A 20,588-nucleotide genomic window follows, 5' to 3' on the forward strand; every position below is an offset into this window, starting at 1 on the left:
ACTTCAACAAAAAGCAGTCAGTTTTTGTTCATAACATATATACAAAACGTAGGCCCACTCCATATCGCCCAAAATATTCTACTTTAACGAACCAGATCGATAGAAAAGTGCATCAAGTTCTCATGTTCTTATAAAGTTATATTCATAATTGAATTGCCTGATCTGACACTTTCCTTACATGTGACTGATCTCCACGATTTACATAAACCTCTTAAAGCGTTAGCGAAGCGAGAAATCTAATAATACATGTCGATTTTCCGTTATGCAATTAATTGAACGGCCTGTAGCCTACCGCTCATGAAGATTATTAATCCGCTGAACTCCCGCCGCACACCCTTAATGCTGTTGGTCACGGCATCGTTGCTGAGCGCCTGCGGAACCTCCGTTCTCTCCTCCGCCGACCCGGTGGCCCCCTCGGCTGAGGCCTCCTTTCAAGCCGAGCAGGCGACTGTGGAACGCGCCACTCAGTTTTCCGGTGAACAACTCCAGCCGCAAACGGTGGTGCAGCCGGGAACATTGCGCGACGCCGAAATCATCGACGACCCAGCGGCCAGCGGCGGCAAAGCTGTGGGGCTGTACAGCACAGGCAGCAGCGTGCGTTTCACTGTGCCAGCCACAACCAAAGCGGGCAGCTACCTGATCCGGGTCAAGGCACTGGCCGAGGCTTATCAGGGCAACCCAGTCGTGGCCTTGCGGCGCGGCGGTGTGGAATTGGCACGGCTAGAGATCAAGTCGGCCACTTACGCGACTGTCTCGTTTGGCAAGTTCACTCTTGCGCCCGGCGACCGGCTGAGCGTGGTGTTCCTGAACGGCGAGCAGACTTGGAACCGGGGCACGTTGATCGACGAATTGCTGATCGACCCGGTGACGGCGGCCACGACGCCTGCCCCAACCCCGACTCCGCCCAAGCCCACGCCTCCTGCTCCCACTCCCGTTCCTACGCCGCCCGCCCCTGTTCCTGCTCCAACTCCGGTTCCGGCTCCCGCCCCGACTCCCACGCCTCCTGCTGCCCCCACCACAGGCCTCAAGCTGCCGCCCACCGGCACCGTATCTTGGGATTGGCAAATCGGCGCGGGGAGCGACAGCAACGTCACCGTTCCCAGCGGAGTGAAATTGATAGATCTGGACGGCTTCGATATTTCGGCGGCAAAAGTGGCGCAGCTGAACAGTCAGGGCGTCTACACCGTTTGCTATTTGGATGTCGGCAGCTACGAGCCGGGCCGCCCCGATTCTGCCCAGTACCCCAGCTACCTGAAAATCCAGCAAGACCCCGATTGGCCCGCCGAGTACTTTTTGGATGTCAATGACGTGTTCAAACCCAATTCGGTGCTGGCTATCATCCTCAAAAACCGCTTCAAAATGTGCAAGGACAAAGGCTTCGCGGCCATCGAACCCGATAACTTGCAAAACGACGAAAATGTGAGCGGCGGCAAAATCACGACCCAGCAGCAGATCGATTTCAACGGCTGGGTGGCCGATCAGGCGCACGCCGCCGGGCTGGCGGTGCTCCAGAAAAACGGCCCCGACAAGATTTTGCTCAAAGACCGCACAGGCAAGATGATGGTGGAAAAATTCGACGGCATCTTGAACGAAGAGTGCCAGCAGTACGGCGAATGTGCTCCACTCGCCGAGTACGTGAAGCGCGGCAAGTTGGCCCTGAATACGGAATACAAGTCAGCCCTCGACTGCAATCTGTCGAACAGCCTCAAGATCAATACCATTCGCAAAGACTTGAATCTGGCGGGCGGCAACGCTTCCGGTTACAAACGCGAAAGCTGCAACTGATCAGCGTTTTGTGAAGAGTGAGTGGGCAGGGTAGCCAAAAGCTAAAGCCCCCTGACCGAAACTAAAGTGAAGATGCGTTCCAGTCGGACTTGTACAGTCGGCTGGGCGCATCTCCTGTTGATCTAGTTTCCGCTGAGTTGGCTTCATTGGTTTGCTCTTGATCAATTAGAGCGCTGACGTTTTCAACCCGCTAGCGGCCGAGGCTGCTATGTCCACCGCCCTGTGCGGTGGTGTTCTGTCTGGCAGCTCCAGACCGCTTGGGCGGCGGCGTGTACCCTGTGGGCAACGAGAGTTCGCGGTTGCTGATGAACGTGGACACGCCGAAGCTGGCTGCCCGCCGCAGCGCGAACCTTCGGAGCTGGGGGGTATCGGCGTAGTCGAGGGCGTACACCTCTAAACCCAGCCGCCGCACTTGCTCTAACAGGTGCGAGGTGTATTCCAATTCCGGCTTGGTGTAGGCGCGGTAGCCTTCTGGCCCGGTACTGGGCTGATCGGTTCTGGGCTGATCGGCACTGAACTGATTGGCACCGGGCTGATCTGCACCGGGTTGACTTGCACTGAACTGGCCCGAACTGGCCTGCCAAGTCGTCGAGAAAGATTCGATCAGCACGCCGTTGACGGTGCCACGTAACCGGTGGAGCAGGCCAACGCCCCGGTTGGTCAACAGGTAGCGGGGGCCAGCCCACTGGCGCACCAACCGCACCAGTTTCAGCATGCCCCGCACTTGCCGGGGGTCGCGGGTAGCCGCGTCGAGGGTATCCAGAAAAAAGCCGCTGAACACAGCATTGCCGCGCATCACTTGTGCCTGAATATGTGCCCGCCACGCCGGATGGCTGGCATTGACCAAGCGGGTCTTCCAGACGGTCGGCGGTTCATCGGTCAGCCAGTCTTGCGGTTGGCCGCTGCCGTCTTCCCCGAGGCTCAGGTAAGCCAACACCTGCACGCCGCGCTGGCGCAACCAAGTCACCTGAGCGGCGCTGAAATGACCCGGCTGTACCACCACCCGCTGATAGCGGGCCAGCAGCGGCAAGGCGTCTTGGCCGTAATACAGCGCCAGAGCATGACGGTGACGGCTGCGCTCCGGAACCGAAGACGGCACGGGAGGGAGAGGAGAAGTACGGGTCAGACGGCCCATCAGGGCACAGGCGCCGTAACGACCTGTCCAGCCCCCAACGTAAACGTGCTGATGGTATTGCCGCTATACACTTCGCTGCTGCCGAGGCCACTTGCCGCTGCACCCGTGACGAAGCCTGCTCCACCGCCCACAGAACGCAGCGTCAAGGTTTTGGCGGCCCTATCCCAACTGCCGCTCATGCCGCTCTTCATATAAGAGGTTCGGGCTTCGATGTAGGCTCCGAGGCTGTCCCAGCGCAGGGTTTTCAGGGGCAGGGTGCTGTATTTGGAATATTTGGTCAGCAGCGCCGATTCCCAGTCGGAGGCGAGGCTGCGGCCTGTGGTGTGCTGGCGCAAGTTGCCCTGATGCATGTAGTGCGGGTAGGCGCTGCCGCTGAGGACGTGACCGAGGGCCAAATCGGTCTCTTTGTCGAGATATTGATTGTAGGTGAGATCGGCGGGCCAGTACGGAGCCGTTCCGGTGGGGCCGTACACGCCGTTGTAGGCCGTGACTGCCTGCGCGGGCGTGGTCACATGGTAAAAAACGTTGGTGGGCCAGCGCGGAATCAGGAAAATATTGGGGTTCAGCGGGTGGGTCAGGCCGCAGTTCATGCAGCCCGCATCCCACTGGCTGGGCACAGAGCGGTTAGAAGACAGGTAGCGCGTGCCTGTGTTTTGGGCCGCCGACAAGAAACTCGTATTGGACGCAGCCAAGCCGAAATCTGTTTTGGGGCCTTCGCCCGCCGGGTTGTAATAGCCCAGCCCCGACATGTCGCCCGTAACCAGACTCTTGGTACTGATATTCAGGCCCAGTTGCGCCCCGATGGTCAGATTGGGCTGCAACTGTGCAAACGAATCGTCGTAGTTCAGGAAATCCATGTACAGGTGATCGCGGGTGTGGCTGACCCAATCGAAACTGTTGGCGAGGCAGCGCGACATACTGGTCAGGCGGTCAGGGCTGACGGCGTTGGTCGCACAGCTCAGGGGTGCGGCGGTATTGGCTCCCCCACCGTTGTACACGATGGCAAACTTAAATTCTGAAGAAACCGGATACCGCTGACGCAAGGACGTTTGCTGCGCTGACAACGAGAGGGCGTCGCTGGCCGAGATGCGGAAGGCGTCGGGGCTGACGGTTTTAGTGGTGGCGTTGTACAGGTCGCCGGGCAAGAACCAGTCATCGATGTCGAGTTGATTGAACCGGCGGTATTCACCCAGATGCACGCCTTTGGTGAGCCACTTGACGAGGCTGTACCCCAACAGTTCGGAATGCAGCAGATCAGGGTTTTGGGCAAAGGTCAGGGCCAGCCGTTCGCGCCCGGCGGTGTCCGAGCGGGCCGCCAGCACGCGGCCATTTGCATCGCTGAGCAGCGGTGTGGTGGTGACGCCCGGCACGGCAGCCACCGTCGCCGGGTAGTTGTAGGCGTACTGAATGGGCAAGACGACTCCGGGGCGCAGGTCGGTGAAGACGCCGTTGCCCGCCGCCGTAAGCTTGGGATTGGCGGTGGCCGACGCCAGCCCAGCGTCACGCAGGCCGTAATCTTCGGGCCAGGAGCTGGGGTAGGTGTACAGCGACACTTGGCGCACCTTGTAGTCTTGCTCGTATTGCCACAGCAGGTTCCAGCCTGCCCAGTCCAGCGCACTTTGCCAGTTGCCCGGACTGGCCTCGTACGCCAGATTCCCAGTGGTTAACATGACACCCTGATACTTGCCCGTGCCGTCTTCGGCCACCAACGTATCGGCGGTGAAACTGCCCGGCACACTGGGATTGACTACGTCGTAGGGCACGCCCGCCTGCGCCAGCATGGTCGTCGCGGCGCTTTGGGTTCCGTCATAAGCGTTGGCGCTCAGCACCAGCACTTTGAGGGCCACCACATTCGTATTGGGCGTGAGACTCAGGGTTTGCAGAGGCAGCCGGGGCTTGGCTCCACGAAGCTCCCGCAGCGGCGTGACATTGCGGGCGTCGGGCCGGGCAGGTGGGGCAAGCGCAGGGGCGTGCAGGTGGTTTTGCAGATGACTGAAGTCGTCGGCACCCTGATCGCCAGCCTGAATCTCATCTGGCTGCGCCTGCACGGTCTTGGTGTCCTGCATACAGCCGCCCAGCAGCAGCAGTCCTGCCACGGTCAGGACTGCCTGAGCCGCCGTTTTGTACCCTAAATGCCTAGATCCGGGATTTTTCATGTGCAGACTCCTTTGGTACGGGCGAGCGGGGGCCAGGTGAGCTTGGTCCTGACAAGATCGAGCCTGACGGGAGGTGACCCGGTGGAAATGCGGAAGGCGCGTCCCAATCCAGGGGCGACGGGTGAAACCACAGGTCGTGGAGAGCGTCTTCGAAGGTGTAATGCGGAGACCAACCGAGGGCGCAGAGTTGCTGAATGCTGGCCTGCTGGCTCTGCACCGTGTCGGAACGCGGCGAACTGGGAGCTGTTTCGGTGATGCGGCCCGTGAATCCGGCCAATTGCGCCAAGCCGCTCACCACAGCGCGGGAGGGGCGTGCTTGCCCAGAACCCACATTCAGCACGCCAGCACTTGGGAGGGCAGAGGGCTGGAGAGCCGCAGACACGAACTCTGACGGACACTGACCCAAGTGGGCAGCAAACACGGCGGCGCGGGCCACGTCACGCACATCCACGTAATCGCGTTTGCTCGACAGATCACCGAAGCTAAGGGTGCCGCTGGGGGCACTGTTGGGCTGCCGCATGGCCTCGCGCAGCAGGCTCGCGGCGTGTCCAGGCAAGGTGGCCCCGCTTTGGCCCGCGCCCAGCGGATTAAACACCCGCAGCACCACGCCCCGCGCCGTATTCCAGTGGAGGGCCTCCTGAATCAGTTGCGTGGCGGCCAATTTGCCCACGCCGTAAGGGCTGACGGGGTGACAAGGCGCGTCTTCTTTGACCGGGAGCCCGGGCGCCGTGACGCCGTATTCTGCCGCCGAACCCAGATGCACCAGCCAGGGCCACAGTTGCAGCCGGTTCAGACTGGCCAGCAACCCGGAGACGATCAGCATATTGCCGTCGAACAGCTCTTGCGGGGTTCCGGACACCCGGCCAGCGGCATTGATAATCACGTCTGGGCGGGCCGCCGTGATCAGGCAGTCCCACGCCGAGGCGCTGGCCCGCACCAAATCCAGCTGGGCGCGGGGCGGCCCCACCAACGTCAGGAGGTCAGGCTGTTGCCGCAGCCGCCGCCCGATGTGCAGGCCGATAAAACCGCCGCCGCCGAGCAGCAACACGCGGGTCAGGCGCGGGGTTGGGGAGTGAGGGGGCTGCATACATCCGGCCTAGTTGCTGGGCTGCGGGGCCCGCAGGTCGGCAGATTCGGCAAGTTCGCTGGGACCAAAGCCCGGCAAGTCCGACGCGAACCCCGGCATCAGCTGAGGCAGGCGGGTGTTGAACTCGGCGTTGGCGCGGTCATAGTCTTCGGGGCGGCCGATATCGAGCCAGTAGCCGTTGAACGGAAAGCTGGCCGGATGCTGGTTGCGGGCTAGCAAATCCAGAACCAGATCATCGAAGCCGAAGGGTTGGCCGGGCGCGTAGTTGGTGAGCGTGGCGCGCGAAAAACCGTAGATGCCCATGCTGACCATAAAATCGAAGACGGGCTTTTCACGGAACTTGATGATCTCGCCTTCCTGAATATCCAGCACGCCAAATTCACTGCGAACTTCGCGGGCGTAGGTCGCCACCGTGACGGGCGCGGCAGAGGCGCTGTGTTGGCGCAGCAGCTTGCCGTAATCGAGGTCCGTCAGGACGTCGCCGTTCATGACCAAAAAGTGTTCGGGCAGCGTATGCAGTGCGCCCAGCAGCGGCCCGATGGTGCCCAGTGGCGAGGTTTCTTGCAAGTAGTTGACGTTCAGGCCCCAGCGCCCGCCGTCACCCACGAAGGCCCGGATCAGCGGTCCCATATGCCCGATCGCCAGCGTCACGCGCCGGAATCCGAAGTGCGACAGTTGGTGCAACACGATTTCGAGGATGGAAAAGCGGTCGCCGATGGGCACGAGCGGCTTGGGAACGCAGGTGGTGTAGGGAAGAAGCCGGGTGCCTTTGCCGCCTGCCAGAATAACTGCGTGCATGATGAGTCTCCTTTTGGGGAATGAAATGAGAGGTAAAGGTTGGAGGGCAACCCCCCCGTTGCTTTACACCGCCCTCCTTAGAGGGGAGCGCTAGAACACCTGCTACACCACGTACATCCCCGTGCGGTAGTGGGCCAGATTGCCGCCGTCCAGGAACCACGTGCTGGTGCGTTCCAGCCCCGAACGCAGCGGAAATTCGGGCTGCCAACCGGTCACGCGGCGCAGTTCTCCGCTGTTGCTCACGAGGCGCAGGACTTCTGAGGCGTCGGGGCGAAGGCGCACGGCTTCTTGCTGTATTTCCACCTCCCGGCCCATCACGTCGGCAATGGCCCCGATCAGTTCGCCCACCGACACCTCTACGCCAGTTCCGGTATTAAAGGTGCGCCCCACCACGTCGGCGGCCGGTGCGTTGCCCACCGCGAGGAAGGACTTCGCCGTGTCGGACACATAATTGAAGTCGCGGGTAGGAGCCAGAGAGCCGACTTTGACCACCGGGGCGCGGGCGGCGATTTGGCTGATGATGGTGGGAATGACGGCGCGGGCCGATTGGCGGGGGCCGTAAGTATTGAAGGGCCGCAGCGTGACCACGGGCAGGCCAAAGCTGAGGTGGTAACTTTCGGCCAACTTGTCGGCCCCTACCTTGGACGCCGCGTAGGGCGACTGTGCCTGCAACGGGTGAGACTCGTGAATGGGCACTTCCCGCGCCGTGCCGTAGACCTCGCTGGTGCTGGTGTGAATGACCCGCGGCGTGTGCAGATCGCGGGCAGCTTCCAGCACATTCAGTGTGCCCACCACATTGGTTTGTACGTAAGAATGGGGGGCCTGATAGGAATACGGAATGGCGATCAGGGCGGCCAGATGGTACACCACTTCGGCGTCCCGCATGCACTCGCGCACCGACACCGGATCGCGCACATCGCCCATCACGACGTCTACATTCTCCAGCACGTCGGGCGGCAACTGATCCAGCCAGCCCCAAGCATTGAACGAGTTGTACAGCACCATCGCCCGCACCCGCACACCGCTTCTGACCAAGGCCTCTACCAAATGGGAGCCGATAAATCCTTCTGCACCTGTCACTGTCACGAGCTTATTCATGGGCGTTCCTTTTCAACCAGCAGCTGTTGGAGAGAGGGTTTTGAATGGAGAGACAGAGGGAAAGGGCGCAGAGGTTCAGCCGAGGTTGCGGATATCCATCAGTGCCAGCCACATCAGGGCCAGCAGGAGCGCCAGCACGCCGCCTGCGCTGAGGGCGTAGCTCCCCACGACATCGACGTGCGCCAGCAGCAAGGCCACTTGTGCGGCCAGGGCCAACGCCCACGCCCCCAAGACCCGGTGTAGCGCCCCAAAATTGATCAGCAGGCCGCTGAGCAGGAGCGCCGCCGCCACGTGCAGATGCCCCAGGACCAGCAGCCACGACGGGCGCTGAAACCCGAATTCCGGGGCCAACAGGCGGGCCAACACGTAAGCGAAGAACAGGAGTGCCGTGTACTGAAAGCACACCTTGAGCACCTGCCACGCGCTGCTTCTGACGATGCTGCGAACCGTTCCAGTCGTGCCCGCCTGCTGTTTCAGAGCGGCGTGGATTCGGCGCACGCTCAGTTCCAGCACGCCCATGCTCAGCACCAGCGGCGCGAGGCTCCACGACAGGCCCAGCATTCCGGCAGCGTCAGCGGCCCCAATCTGGGCAGACGGCGTGAAGGGATGCAGCAGCGCCAGCGACAAAAATCCGGCGCACAGCCAGCCGTAGCCCGCGTGCGGCAACGCCCGCTGAAAGGCGGCCCAGCCCAATCTGCGGGCCGACGAAGCGGCCAGAGAAACGCCCCGCGCCCGTGCCGCCGCTGCTTGCATCGCCCCGATCAGGGCGGGTTGGCTGCTGTAGAGGGCGGCCACCACGGGCAATCCCACGGCCAGCGCCAAGACTGCGGCGGCTTGTTGCGGGGCGTTGTCGGGCACCACGCCGCCCGAGAAGGCCGCCTGTAAACCCGTCCATGTCAGGGCGGGCAGCAGGCTGATGACCAACAGGATTTCGCTGCTGAGAACCAAAAGTGTGGTGGCGGCCGCCAAATAGCACGCGATGCTCAGCGCTACCACGCCCACTTGCACTGGGTCTTGCCCCAGCCACAGGGCCACCGCCGCCGCCAGCACACCCGTGAGGGCCACCGCGCCCGCCCCGGCCCAGCGCAGCATTCTGGCCGTCTCTGCTGGGCTGGTCGCCAAGCCGAGATAGCCCAAGTAGGCCACGCTCTGCATCCAGCCCCAGCCGAAGAAGCTGGAGATGAGAAGGCCGAGGCCCGCGCCCTGAATGCTGCTGAGACTGGTGCTTTGGCTGGCGTCTCCTCCTACGCTTTGGCTTCCGTTCCAGCCCAGGGCCAGTACCGCAGGCGACCACACCGCCGGAAGCAGGTAAATCACGCCGCGCAGCAGGTCACGCCCGAGAGAACCGGGACGCAGGGTGGGCGCGGCCGCACGGGCCAGCGTCGGCGGTCGGTAGGGCACCAACTGAAACAGGCGCTCGGCGCAGGCAAACACGCTGGGATCACCGTACCGTTCCTGAATCAGCGCGTCCGTGTAGCCTTCGGCTTCCAGAATGGCGGCCAATTCCTGCGGTTGGAGGGCATGCAAGCAGTCTTGATTCAGGTGGCGCGACAGCACGGCCAAGGGGTCAGAAGAGCGGCGTTCCGGACCACGTTGGGCCGCAGTCAGGGCCGTTCTCAGCGGGGCCGTCACTGCGCCCACCGCCCCGCGCTGCTCTGCAACACCACATGCGGGTAAATGTGGCGGTACACGTGCAAGAAACTCTCCAGCGTAAACTGCGACAGCACCCGCGTCCGGGCCGCTTGCCCGAGGGTATTGCGGAGGCCCGCGTTGCCCAACAGCCTCAGGCTGGCCTGCGCCACCGCCCCGTGATCCCGCGACGGCACGATCAATCCCGTGCTGCCCAGCGCCTCGGTGACGCCGCCCACATCAGTCGCCACAGTGGCTTTGCCCGACGCCATCGCTTCGATGAGGGTGTAAGGAAACCCTTCCGAAATACTGGTCAGGGCCACCATATGTCCGGCGTGATAGGCGTCTACCACGTCTTCGATCCGTCCTTCAAAGGTGGCGGCGTCGTTCAGGCCAAACTGGTCGATCATGGCCTGACAATGCAGCGCGTAGCCCTCATTGCCCTTCGGCACGGCCCCGAACATCCGTAATTTGGCGTCGGGCATGGCTTCCCGCACTACGCCAAAGGCCCGAATCAGCGTGCCCAAATCTTTCAGGGGATCGATGCGGCCCACCCAACTGATGGTCGGGGCACTGGGTTCTGCCGTGGGCGTAGGAAAGAAAGCGGGATTGACACCGTTGTAGACAGGGCGAATGCGGTCTGGGTCGGCCCCATTGCGGACTTCCCAGCGTTCGTTGTAGTGCGATCCCGGCGTAATCAGGTCGGCCATCTGGTACGCCGCCGAGGTCAGCAGGCGGTAAAAGCGCATCAGGAACGACTTGAAGGCGGGCGTGTGGGTGCTGTGGCGCATCTCTAAAAAGCGTTCGCGCAGATAAATACCGTGTTCGGTCAGCACGAACGGCGTGCCGTAAGCCCATTTGCAGGCAAAGGCCAGCAAGGGGCTGAGGCCATTGGACGCCGCGTGGCACACGTCCACTTGGGGCGGCGGACAAGAGAGGGGCCGCAAAAAATGCTCCAGCCACACGCTGGCCTGCAGAGCGTCGTCGAGGGTAGGTTGGAGCAGCAGATCGCCTTGACGTTCCTTCACACTGCTGCTGCGCCCGTAAGTGCGCCACATCTGGTACAGCTGCACCGTGTTGTGGCGGGTGGTCAGCGCCTGCGTCAAGTCTCCGAGTTGAGCGTAGTCAAAGATTTTCCGCAGGGCCGTCAAAAACAGTTCGGTGTCATTGGTGCCGATGAGGAGGCTGTACAGCAGTTGAGAATAAGCACTGTCGAGCGCGTGCTGATTGTGCCAGCCACGCCCAGTGCCAGAGTCCCGGTTCAGCGAAGGCGTGTCCCAGAGGGGCACACTCACCAGCCGCTTCACGTTGGGCGGCAATTTCCAACCGCCCTCGCTGATGCGCTGGCCGCTGATGGCGTACACGTCGAAGGTATGTTCGGGCAACCCCGCAATCAATTGATCGCACCACACGCTCACGCCGCCCTGCATATGCGGGTACGTGCCTTCACACAGCAGGGCGATCTTGATCATTCAGGCCTCCAGATCGGACAGAATCGGCGCGGTACGGCGTGCAGAGCGGGTGACGGCGGCGCGGCTGTACCCGGCGCCTGCACCTCCCGTTACGGATCGATTTCAAGGTGGGCATAGGCGCTTCTGGTGGGCCAGTTGAGGTGTTCGCGGGCTTCAAGTTCATCAAGTCGACGCGCCTGAGCCACGCACAGTTGTTGCAACCGCCGCAGTTCTTCGGCCAGCGCCGCCAAGCTCGGCAGCGTGGTTCCAGCCGTCTGCACGCCAAACGGAGCCACAGACTTCTGAGGCACCTGATGCTGAGGAGGCAATACGGTCTGCGTAAAAAAGGGGACGCTCTGGGCGGCTTCCGTGCGACTGATGTCTGTCATAGGCACTTTCTCCTTGTCCTGATCGCAGAAAATTAAGTCTCGGCCCTAGCACCCGCAGCGGGTATCCGCCTGCTCCTGTTTCACACAGGGCTTAAGCCGTACCCACAGATGAAACTCTGGGCACCAAAACCTAAAACTGTCTGCGTCTGTACTGTATTTATGAGAAGGGTTGAGCCGCGTTAAATTCGCAGGAGTAGCATTAATCTCTCATTAAAAATCGGCTCGCTTTTTAGGTTACTCATATAGATCAAATTGCGTCAATGAATACAGATGAGCCGTCTGTGAGCCGAGAATTGGGAATCTTGGGGTCGATGCTGCGCCCTGAATTTTTGATCGCTGGGTACGATCTTCGACCCGATCAGGGGCATTGAGGCAGAAGCTTGAGCGGACGCACCAACCCACTGCGGCTGAGAAACAGGTTCTTCACGCTGTAAGGCAAAGAGCGTTGGCCGAAGCAACGAGCCAATCGCCGCCCGACAGAGAAAGGGGCAGAAGATCGCTGCCCGCTGGGATGCAGCTCACTGCCACAACTGACGTTGGAGAGAGGAAAAGCAACTTTGACTTTAGATGAACGCTTCAAAGCGATCTTAATATGAATCTCGGGTCACTTATTCAGGGATGAATTTAACGTTTGATTGACGTTGGAAACGTTCCACTGCTGGTAACATGAGAGCCAACGGAAGTTTCCCACTTCTCCCCTCATGTTTTAGACCTTTGGGTTACGGTTGAGCTTGTCTTGCTTGTGTCTTCGGTCTACCTCGCGTCGGCAATCGGCTTCTTCGGCAACATGCTGTTCGTTGCACTCGGCATTCTGCATCAGCAGGACGTCACCGAACTGCTTTATCCACAGCCCGATTTCCTTGACATGACAAAGAGGAATTCGAACTCAAGCTTTTTCAAGCCAACGAATCTTCAGACCATCAAGTCAGGGGCACAGAGCGAATACAAGAGTTGGGATCCGAGAGAATCATTGTGTCAGAGGAAAGAACCCTCCTGCTTGGGCTGCTCTGCATTGCCGATCATGACCTGATCATGTCGCCGCCCCTAAGGTTGAATGGCTTGCTGATCCTTACCACGCCCCCCGCTTGTGTACACCGATTGCCAGTACCGCTTGCTCAGCCCTCTTGCTCTGCCATTATTTCAGGGAGTTGTCTATGCTGACCATTCATTTGCTTGGGCACAGTTACCTCGCCAAAGACGGCAAGCCCGTCAATGCCTCGCTGAAGGCGGTGGCGCTCCTGATTTACCTAACGCTGCAACGCCGCCCCCAACACCGCGAGCATTTGGCCGAATTGATGTGGAATACCCCCGACGCCCTGCGGAATTTGCGGGTGGAACTGCACCGCCTGCGCCACCTCGATCTGGACTTGTTTCCGTCGCACCAACCGCTGCTGGAGGCGGCCTTGCCCACCGACCTCGACCGCTGGCTGCGGGAGGCCGATCATTTGCCCGATTCGCGCCTGGGCGAGTGGCTGTCGCAGGGCAGCGGATTGCCGCTGAGCGGGCTGGAAGACTTGGGTTCCACCGAATTCCGTGAGTGGGTAGACAGTCAGCGCTGGGTGATCAGCCAGGAGGTGGAGGCCGCTTTTTCGCGGGTGTACGCCCGTTCGGTGCAAAATGGACGCTTGGCGGCAGCGGGCCTGATCCGGGCGCGGGCCGACCAACTGGGCATGCAGCTGCACATCACGCCGGCTCCCAGCCGGGCTATGGGCAGCGTCAAATTTGAACGCACCGAACTGACGCGGCGCTTCCGGCAGTTGCTGGAGCGGGCCCGAGAAACGCCGCAACTGGTGATCCTCAGTGGCCGCAGCAGCGAGGGCAAACGCGAACTGATTCAGGGCGCGGTGGCGGGCAGCGATTGGCAGGCCCTTCAAATGCAGGCGTCGCCGCACCCGGAACTCCAGCGGGCGGCCTTTTTGCACCAATTGCTGCGCCTGCTGCCCCCCGAACGACACGCCGAAGCGCACGCACTGTTGGCCCAACCCGGCCACCGGGAAGAAGATCTGGTGCGGGCGTGGACGCTGGTGGCCGCCACCGGACATCCCCTGGTCATCGCCATTCACGATATCGGGCAGGCCACACCGTTTCTGACGACCAGCATGCAGTTTGCCATGAATCTACCCAGCAGCCTGATGCTCGTGCTGTCGCCGTCTTCGGCAGATGGGCAGCACGCCCTACGGGACGCGCTGGGCACCGTAGACCGCTCGCGCCTGCATCGTCTGGAGGTGCCCGCACTGGCGGTGCATGAAGTGATGGACGCCGTGAGCGAGCGCCAACAACTGCTGAGCCCCGATCAACGCCGCGCTTACGCCACCCGCGTGGTGCAGCAATCCGACGGCCTTGATCTGCATGCCCGCGAACTGATTGAAGCCGATCTGGAGTTGCCCGGCACGCGCCTGCCCCTGCCCGCTGGGGTACGCGACGCCTTGCTGGGCGAACTCGGCCCGCTGCCGCCTGCATTCCGGGGCGCACTGGCCCGCCTGAGCCTGATGTACGGCCCGCTGGACATGGCAGTGGCCCACGTGCTGCTGGGATCAGACGCCCCGGCGGTGCTGGCACAGGGCGCGGCGCTAGGCCTGCTGACCACCGCCGCACCCGAAGAAACGGTACGGATGCCGGGCTTGATGTATCAGGCGAGCGACCTTGAGGACGGGCTGTGTTTTTCCAGCGAACTGATGCGGGTGGCGCTGGCGGGAACCCTCAGTAGCAGCGAACGCCGGGAACTCAGAAGCCTCCTGGCCGTTCATCATTTGACGCTTCAGCCGGCTCTGGCACGGTACTACGCCACCCGCGCAGGCCTGACTGATGTGGCGGCGCAGGCCAGCGCACAGTTTCCGACTCCGCTCGCCGCCCCCATTTCGGCTACCGCTACGGCTCCGGCCCGCCGCGCCGCCGATCCCAGCCAGCACGAACCCGAAGGCGTGGTGACCAGTCGCACCGAATGCCGCACCAGCAACGGCTACCGCGTGGCCACCGAACGCGGCCACCTTCAAATTCTCAGGAACGGACTGTATGCCCAGCCGCCACTGCTGCGCCTGTTGTGGCCCTCGGTGCCTGCGGGCAGCTGGGACATGGTGGCCCGCCTAGACGTACAAAACAGCGCCCCCGAACTGGAAAGCTCGGAGACGGCTTATGCGTTTGCGGTGAGGGTGGGCAGCGGCCCCCAAGTGGTGTATACCCAACACGCGGCCTGCGAGGTGCAAGCGGGCCAACAGATGGGCGCACAAGTGCCGCTGGGCTGCTGGTTTGCACTGTCCGGAACCGGAGACGGCGGCCCGCTGGAACTGAGCGTGAAGTCGCTGGACATTGCCCTGACCATTGCCACATGGCGCTGGAACGAGCTGACCTTGCTGCCGGTGCAGAGAGCGAACAGCGCGGGGCAAATTGCGGGGCGGGCGGCGGTGGCAGGATAGGTCTGGTGGGGTGAGCTAAAGCGTGTAGAGCAAAGAGATGTGCGATCAGCGTCTACGCCCTAGCAGCTGAGACCCTCGACTCTTAGACCGCCCCCCACCTTTGCCCCACCCACAGCACCCAAACCGGGCAGAATCAGGCCATGACTTCGCCCGCCCTAGACGCTGCCATAGAAAAAGGACGCAAACTAATTCACCTGTACCGCCGGGGCGTGGGCGGCGAGCGCCACAACGCGGGGCGGCTACTCCTAGCGCACCTGCGGACACACGATCTGACCCTCTATGACCTTGATCCCAGCCTGCCCGTGTCTCAGGAGATGGCGGCGCTGGATTCATGGCGCGAAACGGCCTCGCTGATGACGCGTGTAGGCACGCCGCAGCAAGATGAGGTGCTGACGCAACTGGTAGACGCCGAGGATTTGACGGAAACCGAGTTGCGGAAACTGCTGGACGCCGTTGACCTGAACAAGTTGGCTGAGGTTCGCGCCGACGGCTGGGCGTACACCCACGGCGCTGACCCGGAGCAGTACCGCCAAGCCGCCCGCACCATCCGGGCCGCCGATGTGCTGGCCCAAACGGGCTCACTGGCACAGCGGATGCAGAGCGCCACTGCCGCCGCCCACCACCGCCTGACCCACCCTGAACGCCAGATTCGCGCCAGTAGTCCCGCACAACAACGCTTTGTGCTGGGGCTGGTGCGCGGCCTGACCGGACAGCCCGGCCAGATCACCGAAACGGGTGTGCGGGCGCACCTTGACGTCGAACAACTGTCGCGTTTGCGGGCGCTGCTCTCTCAGTACGGCGCCCAGGCCGAAGAAGCGGCTTTACGCGCCGCCGAGCAACTGGGGCGGGAATTGGGAGAAGCGGGGTGAGTCCACCTTGTGCAGAGGGCGACAGCACATATGCAGGACTCTTTTCATCCCGTATTGCTCTATTCGGCCATCAACGCAGCCCGGCGTTCTTGACGGCGCTGCTTGACCGCGTACATTCGCCGGTCTGCCAACTCGATCAACGCCGGGCCAGACGCTTCCTCGCTTTGGGCAATGCCGACGCTGACGCCCCGCAGTCCAGACACCTGCCGCGCGGCCAGGACCGCCACATCGACCTGCTCGTTGAGTTCGTCTTCTTCGGTAGTCACCGACAGCAAGATAAATTCGTCGCCGCCGACCCGGTACAAGTTGGCGGCTTTGCCCAACTCTACAGACAGGGTTCCGGCGAAGACTTGAAGTACTTTGTCGCCTTGAGCGTGGCCTTCGGCGTCGTTCACGGTTTTCAGGCCGTCCAGATCCAGCATGGCGAGGGTAAACGCCTTGTCTACGGCGCTCCATTCGGTCAGGTCTTGCTCGAAGGCCCGCCGATTCAGCGCCCCAGTCAGTGGGTCTTGACGCGCTTCTTGCAGGGCCGCGTCCATCACCAACCGCCGATCTAGGGCGCTCCGCACGCTGCGCCCCGCTGCCTCCAAGAGCGCCCGGTCACTGCTGCGCCACTCGGTCACGGGGTTGTCGTTCAGGCGCACCGTCATCAGCAGCGAGGTCACTTTGCCCCGCGTGCCCAGAGGCAGCCAAGCAATTTGCCCGATGCCCGCATCGATGACTTGTTGTATGGCGTTCGGGTGGGCGGCGTAGTTGTCCAGATACAGCGGAGAAACGGCGTGCCTGAGCGTTTGGGTCATGGTGCCCGGCCAGCTGAAGAGTTGCTTTGGGACGGCCTGCGCCACAGCGGGCAGGCGAGGATGCATGTAGGCGGCCTCTACCCTCAAGGAATCGCCCTGAAACAAGATCAGGCCCGTGTAATCGGTGCTCAAAGCCTCTCCGAGCAGGCCCGCCGCCGCCAGCGTAATTTCTTCTGGCCCGAGGTCGAGATCCATCAGGCTGGTGACGCCTTCCAGCACTCGGCCGTGATCCATGATGCGGCGCAGTTCTTGGCCCAGTTGCTCCTGCGCCCCGAGTTCGCGGCTGAGTTGCAGATTCTTGATCCTGAGTTCCAGTTCATCTACGACCAGAGCCGCCAAGTCTTGAAGGGCCTGTAGATCGGCGGCAGTCAGCGGGTGGGGCTGATCGTCTACGACACAGAGCGTGCCGATGCGGTGTCCGCTGGGGCTGGTCAGGGGCGCACCCGCGTACATGTGGATATGCGGGTCGCCCGTGACCAGTGGGTTGTGGCAAAAGCGGGAATCGAGGTGGGCATTCTCGACGACCATAGGCGTGTCTTGCAGAATCGTCCAAGCGCACAGCGCCTCGGAACGCGGCATTCTGGCCGGGTCTACACCAACAGCCGCCTTGCCCCACAACCGGTGTTGATCTACAAAATTGACCATCGCCACAGGTGTTTTGAGCAAGTGGGCCGCCAGCCGAGTCACCCGGTCAAAGGCTTCTTCCGGGAAAGTATCGAGAATCTCGTACTGAGCCAGCGCCAACAGCCGGGCATATTCTTGTTCAGGGAAGGGAGCGCCGGTCATGTAAGCTCATCATAAACGCTCCATTCTGGCAAGTCCCTGACAACAAATTATAGCAATGATGATTTAAGAAACTCAGCCGTCAGTAAAGGCGCGAACCGGTCTGGATTCAAGCTGCGCCGAGGCTGAGAGAGGAAGGCTGGCACACGGGGGCTGACCGGAGGCCGCAAGAGGGTACGCCGCTCAGTTCAAGTTCAGGCGTGTCCAGAACTCGCACTTGTGATCGGCGGCAAAGGCTGTACTTTCTTGCACGCCAGTGGGTGTGAACACCTGCACGTTGGCGCGGGCGGGGTCAAAGGGTGCCCATTCCGGTTGCCCGGTTACGGTTGGCTTGCCCGTTTTGGCAAAAGTCGCCCACGCCTCGCTGAGATGATTGGAGAGTGTGGCCTGCTCCGGGCTGAACTGCTGCGGAGAGCCTAAGCCCTCGATGGGGGTCTGAAAAGCGTAGATCAGGCCGCTGCTGTGGGCCGAACCCAGCCCCGGCAAGTCGGCGGGCGCTTTGATGGAGGTGGCGGCCTGCGGATCGCTGAATTCGAAGGCATAGACAGGCACGTACTGAGACAGCGCCGTGCCGACCCGCACCGCTGGGCAGCTAAAAACTGCGTCGGTGAAGAGAGTGGCAAACGCCAGCGCAGGCGTGGAGTAAGACCGGACGGGATACTGCGCCAGCACCCGCCCGAGGTTGGCCGCGCCCGCCAGAAGACCCGAACCGCCCCAGTACTGAATGACGCTCACGGGTTTGCCCTGAGGGGAAACGGCGGAAACGAACAGGCGGCCTTCATCATGGTTGGTGCCTGCCAGCACGGGAACCCGGTTGAAGCGGCCCTGCGCGTAGGCGTCCTGAAGGGTCAGGGGCAAGATTCCGGCCCCGTACACGGGCGACCAGACCAGATTGCTGGCAGGCCGCAGTCCCGGCACGGTGGTTTTGAGCAGGGTTTCGGGGGCGACTTGACGCAAACAGGTCAGGTCGGTGGGGCGGCAGGCCAATTTGTCGGCGTAGCGCACGTTGCGGCCCGAGGCCTGCGCCAAAGTCACGGTGTTGCCCGGACTGAAACACAGCCCACTCTGAATAATGGCCTTTTGGAACAGTCCCGCTGCCTGCGGTGACGCGAGTTGGGCGCACACGCTCATGCCGCCTGCCGATTCACCGAAAATGGTCACGTCGCTGGGGTTGCCCCCAAATCCGGCGACGTTGCGCCCCACCCAGCGCAGGGCGGCCTGTTGATCCAAGAGGCCGTAATTACCTGAAGTCTGGTCGGCGGCCTCGGTATTCAGCGCAGGCAACGACAAGAAGCCCAGCGCTCCTAGGCGGTAATTGAGAGTGACTACCACGACGCCGTATTTCTCGGCCATCACGCTGCCGTCGTAGGCACTGCCAGAACCGAGCGTAAAGCTGCCGCCGTGTAGCCACACCATCACGGGCAGGCGGCGGTCGACGGTGGCCGATCTGGGGGTGTACACATTCAAAAACAAGCAGTCTTCGTTGCCCTGCACTTCTCCGGGCGTGACCCCGGCCACCGGAAACAGGCCGAGGGCGACTTGGGGACACACTGACCCCGGCTGGCTGGCGTCACGCGGAGCCGTCCAAGTGGGCGCGGCCTGCGGCGGTTGCCAGCGCAAGCTCCCCACCGGAGGCGCGGCGTAGGGAATCCCCAAAAAGCTGTTGGCGTCGGCCTGCCGCCCTATGACGGCCCCCTGATCAGTCTGCACGGTCACGGGAATCTGCGTGGTTGGAGTCTGCGTAGCTGGCGTTTGGGCCTGCGCCGCACAGAGGAGCAACACGGTCGTTGCCGTGAGCCGGGAAAATGCTGTTCTCAACATAAAAACCTCAAGGGAAGCAGGAAAGAGGCGGAGCGGCACCCGGTCAAGTGGAACGGCGATCTGAGATTGCCCTCAAGGTAAGCAAGCTTACGAAGATGTTCTGTACGGAGAGGGACAAAGGCGCGTAGACGGGCCAAAAATTCGTGCCCTACGGAGTCTGCATGAGTGGAAGCTCAGCGCCCGCGCCAAAATGTCGGGGGCCGACGCAAGAATTCAGTGTGCGGGCCGTCTGCCGCCCCAACGTCAACCCTTCCCTTGCCCTTAAGGTCTACCTGACACACCCGGAGAACGAGTCCGCCGATTGATAGGCTAGAGGCCTGATGAACTTGCCGCACCCTTCCCCCCATTCATTTGTCGGCAGTGGCCGCAGAGCCTCACCACTTATTTCACAGCCCAAGCATTCGGGCGAGGTGAGGCTGTGAGTGGCGGTTTGGTGGCCCTGCTCGACGATGTGGCGGCCATCGCCAAAGTCGCCGCCGCCTCTCTGGACGATATCGCGGCGGCGGCAGGCAAGGCGGGCACCAAAGCTATCGGGATCGTGGTAGACGACACGGCAGTCACGCCGCGCTACGTGGTGGGCTTTTCGCCAGACCGCGAGTTGCCGATTATTTGGCGAATTGCCAAAGGATCACTCCGCAACAAAATCGTGTTTATTTTGCCCGCCGCGTTGTTGCTCAGCCAGTTTTTGCCTTGGGCCATGACGCCCCTGCTGATGGTGGGCGGCGCTTATCTGTGCTACGAGGGCGCTGAAAAGCTTTATGAAGCTGTGGCAGGACATAAAGAATCGACGGACGAATCGGCGGCCAAACTGACCAGCGAGGCGCATGAACAGGCGATGGTGGCCGGGGCCATCCGCACCGACTTCATTTTGTCGGCAGAGATCATGGCCATTTCGTTGGCCGAGGTGGCTGACCAACCGTTTGTCTCACGCGCCATCATTCTGATCTTGGTAGCTGTTCTGATTACTGCGCTGGTGTACGGTTTGGTCGGCATCATCGTCAAAACCGACGATGTGGGGCTGAAGCTGGCAAAAAGCGGTTCTGGCGCGGCCCGCAGCATCGGGCGCGGCTTGGTCAAAGGAATGCCCATCGTGATGTCGGCCCTGTCGGTTATCGGCACGGCGGCCATGTTGTGGGTAGGCGGGCACATCATCATAGACGGCCTCGACAAGTTCGGTGTAGGCGGGCCTGCCCACGTTCTGCACGATTTGGCAGTAGGGGCGGGGGCGGCGTTGCCTGCGGCCAAAGCCGTCGTGGAATGGTTGGTAGATACCCTCGGTTCTGCACTTGTGGGCGTGATCGTCGGGGGCATCATCGTGGCCGTGATGCATCTGCTCCCCAGCAAGAACAAGTCCAGTCAGAACCAGCACTGAGA

General features: G+C 61.9%; 15 protein-coding genes. 5 read left to right on the forward strand and 10 right to left on the reverse strand.

Going from position 1 to position 20,588, the window contains the following annotated elements:
* Positions 1–297: 297 nt before the first annotated feature.
* Positions 298–1,785, forward strand: a complete 1,488-nt coding sequence (locus E7T06_RS01310; RefSeq protein ID WP_240740790.1) for an endo alpha-1,4 polygalactosaminidase — start codon at positions 298–300, stop codon at positions 1,783–1,785.
* A 190-nt stretch (positions 1,786–1,975) separates the two neighbouring features.
* Here the strand turns inward: E7T06_RS01310 and E7T06_RS01315 are convergent, their stop codons facing one another.
* From E7T06_RS01315 to E7T06_RS01350, 8 genes are all read right to left on the reverse strand, one after another.
* Positions 1,976–2,884: an endo alpha-1,4 polygalactosaminidase gene (locus E7T06_RS01315; RefSeq protein WP_168733316.1), complete on the reverse strand. Its 909-nt coding sequence runs from the start codon at positions 2,882–2,884 to the stop codon at positions 1,976–1,978.
* A gap of 35 nt (positions 2,885–2,919) precedes the next feature.
* Positions 2,920–5,076, reverse strand: a complete 2,157-nt coding sequence (locus E7T06_RS01320; RefSeq protein ID WP_240740791.1) for a hypothetical protein — start codon at positions 5,074–5,076, stop codon at positions 2,920–2,922.
* Positions 5,057–6,163 carry an NAD(P)-dependent oxidoreductase gene (locus tag E7T06_RS01325; protein WP_136364053.1) on the reverse strand — a complete coding sequence of 369 codons (1,107 nt, stop codon included), beginning with the start codon at positions 6,161–6,163 and terminating at the stop codon, positions 5,057–5,059. Before E7T06_RS01325 ends, E7T06_RS01320 begins: the two co-directional genes overlap by 20 nt.
* Before the next feature lie 9 nt (positions 6,164–6,172).
* On the reverse strand, positions 6,173–6,961 hold the full coding sequence (locus tag E7T06_RS01330) for a sugar phosphate nucleotidyltransferase (RefSeq protein ID WP_136364054.1): 789 nt from the start codon (positions 6,959–6,961) through the stop codon (positions 6,173–6,175).
* A gap of 102 nt (positions 6,962–7,063) precedes the next feature.
* Positions 7,064–8,059 carry a GDP-mannose 4,6-dehydratase gene (locus tag E7T06_RS01335; protein WP_136364055.1) on the reverse strand — a complete coding sequence of 332 codons (996 nt, stop codon included), beginning with the start codon at positions 8,057–8,059 and terminating at the stop codon, positions 7,064–7,066.
* 75 nt (positions 8,060–8,134) lie between these two features.
* The gene (locus E7T06_RS01340) at positions 8,135–9,691 is read right to left on the reverse strand and encodes a hypothetical protein (RefSeq protein WP_136364056.1); all 1,557 of its coding nucleotides are present in this window, start codon (positions 9,689–9,691) and stop codon (positions 8,135–8,137) included.
* Positions 9,688–11,160: a GT4 family glycosyltransferase PelF gene (pelF, locus tag E7T06_RS01345; RefSeq protein WP_136364057.1), complete on the reverse strand. Its 1,473-nt coding sequence runs from the start codon at positions 11,158–11,160 to the stop codon at positions 9,688–9,690. The genes E7T06_RS01340 and pelF overlap by 4 nt, the downstream gene beginning before the upstream one ends.
* A gap of 89 nt (positions 11,161–11,249) precedes the next feature.
* Positions 11,250–11,528 (reverse strand): hypothetical protein, encoded by a 279-nt coding sequence (locus E7T06_RS01350; RefSeq protein ID WP_136364058.1) that lies wholly within the window; start codon positions 11,526–11,528, stop codon positions 11,250–11,252.
* A 742-nt stretch (positions 11,529–12,270) separates the two neighbouring features.
* On the opposite strand from E7T06_RS01350, the gene E7T06_RS01355 reads away from it, so the two are divergent.
* The 3 genes from E7T06_RS01355 to E7T06_RS01365 all read left to right on the forward strand — a co-directional run bounded on the left by E7T06_RS01355 (position 12,271) and on the right by E7T06_RS01365 (position 15,810).
* Positions 12,271–12,558, forward strand: coding sequence for a hypothetical protein (locus E7T06_RS01355; protein ID WP_136364059.1), 288 nt, complete (start codon positions 12,271–12,273; stop codon positions 12,556–12,558).
* Between the two features lie 124 nt (positions 12,559–12,682).
* Positions 12,683–14,941, forward strand: coding sequence for a hypothetical protein (locus tag E7T06_RS01360; RefSeq protein WP_136364060.1), 2,259 nt, complete (start codon positions 12,683–12,685; stop codon positions 14,939–14,941).
* 140 nt (positions 14,942–15,081) lie between these two features.
* On the forward strand, positions 15,082–15,810 hold the full coding sequence (locus E7T06_RS01365; RefSeq protein ID WP_136364061.1) for a hypothetical protein: 729 nt from the start codon (positions 15,082–15,084) through the stop codon (positions 15,808–15,810).
* A 59-nt stretch (positions 15,811–15,869) separates the two neighbouring features.
* Here E7T06_RS01365 and E7T06_RS01370 read toward each other — a convergent pair whose 3' ends face one another.
* Both E7T06_RS01370 and E7T06_RS01375 read right to left on the reverse strand, forming a co-directional pair.
* Positions 15,870–17,396: a sensor domain-containing diguanylate cyclase gene (locus E7T06_RS01370; protein WP_136364062.1), complete on the reverse strand. Its 1,527-nt coding sequence runs from the start codon at positions 17,394–17,396 to the stop codon at positions 15,870–15,872.
* A gap of 180 nt (positions 17,397–17,576) precedes the next feature.
* Positions 17,577–19,214 carry a carboxylesterase/lipase family protein gene (locus E7T06_RS01375; protein WP_136364063.1) on the reverse strand — a complete coding sequence of 546 codons (1,638 nt, stop codon included), beginning with the start codon at positions 19,212–19,214 and terminating at the stop codon, positions 17,577–17,579.
* A gap of 418 nt (positions 19,215–19,632) precedes the next feature.
* Between E7T06_RS01375 and E7T06_RS01380 the strand changes: the two genes are divergently transcribed.
* Positions 19,633–20,586, forward strand: coding sequence for a DUF808 domain-containing protein (locus tag E7T06_RS01380; protein WP_136364064.1), 954 nt, complete (start codon positions 19,633–19,635; stop codon positions 20,584–20,586).
* The last annotated feature ends 2 nt before the right edge of the window (positions 20,587–20,588 follow it).

Origin of the sequence: Deinococcus sp. Arct2-2, assembly GCF_004801315.1 — a bacterium.
Classification (GTDB): Bacteria; Deinococcota; Deinococci; order Deinococcales; family Deinococcaceae; genus Deinococcus.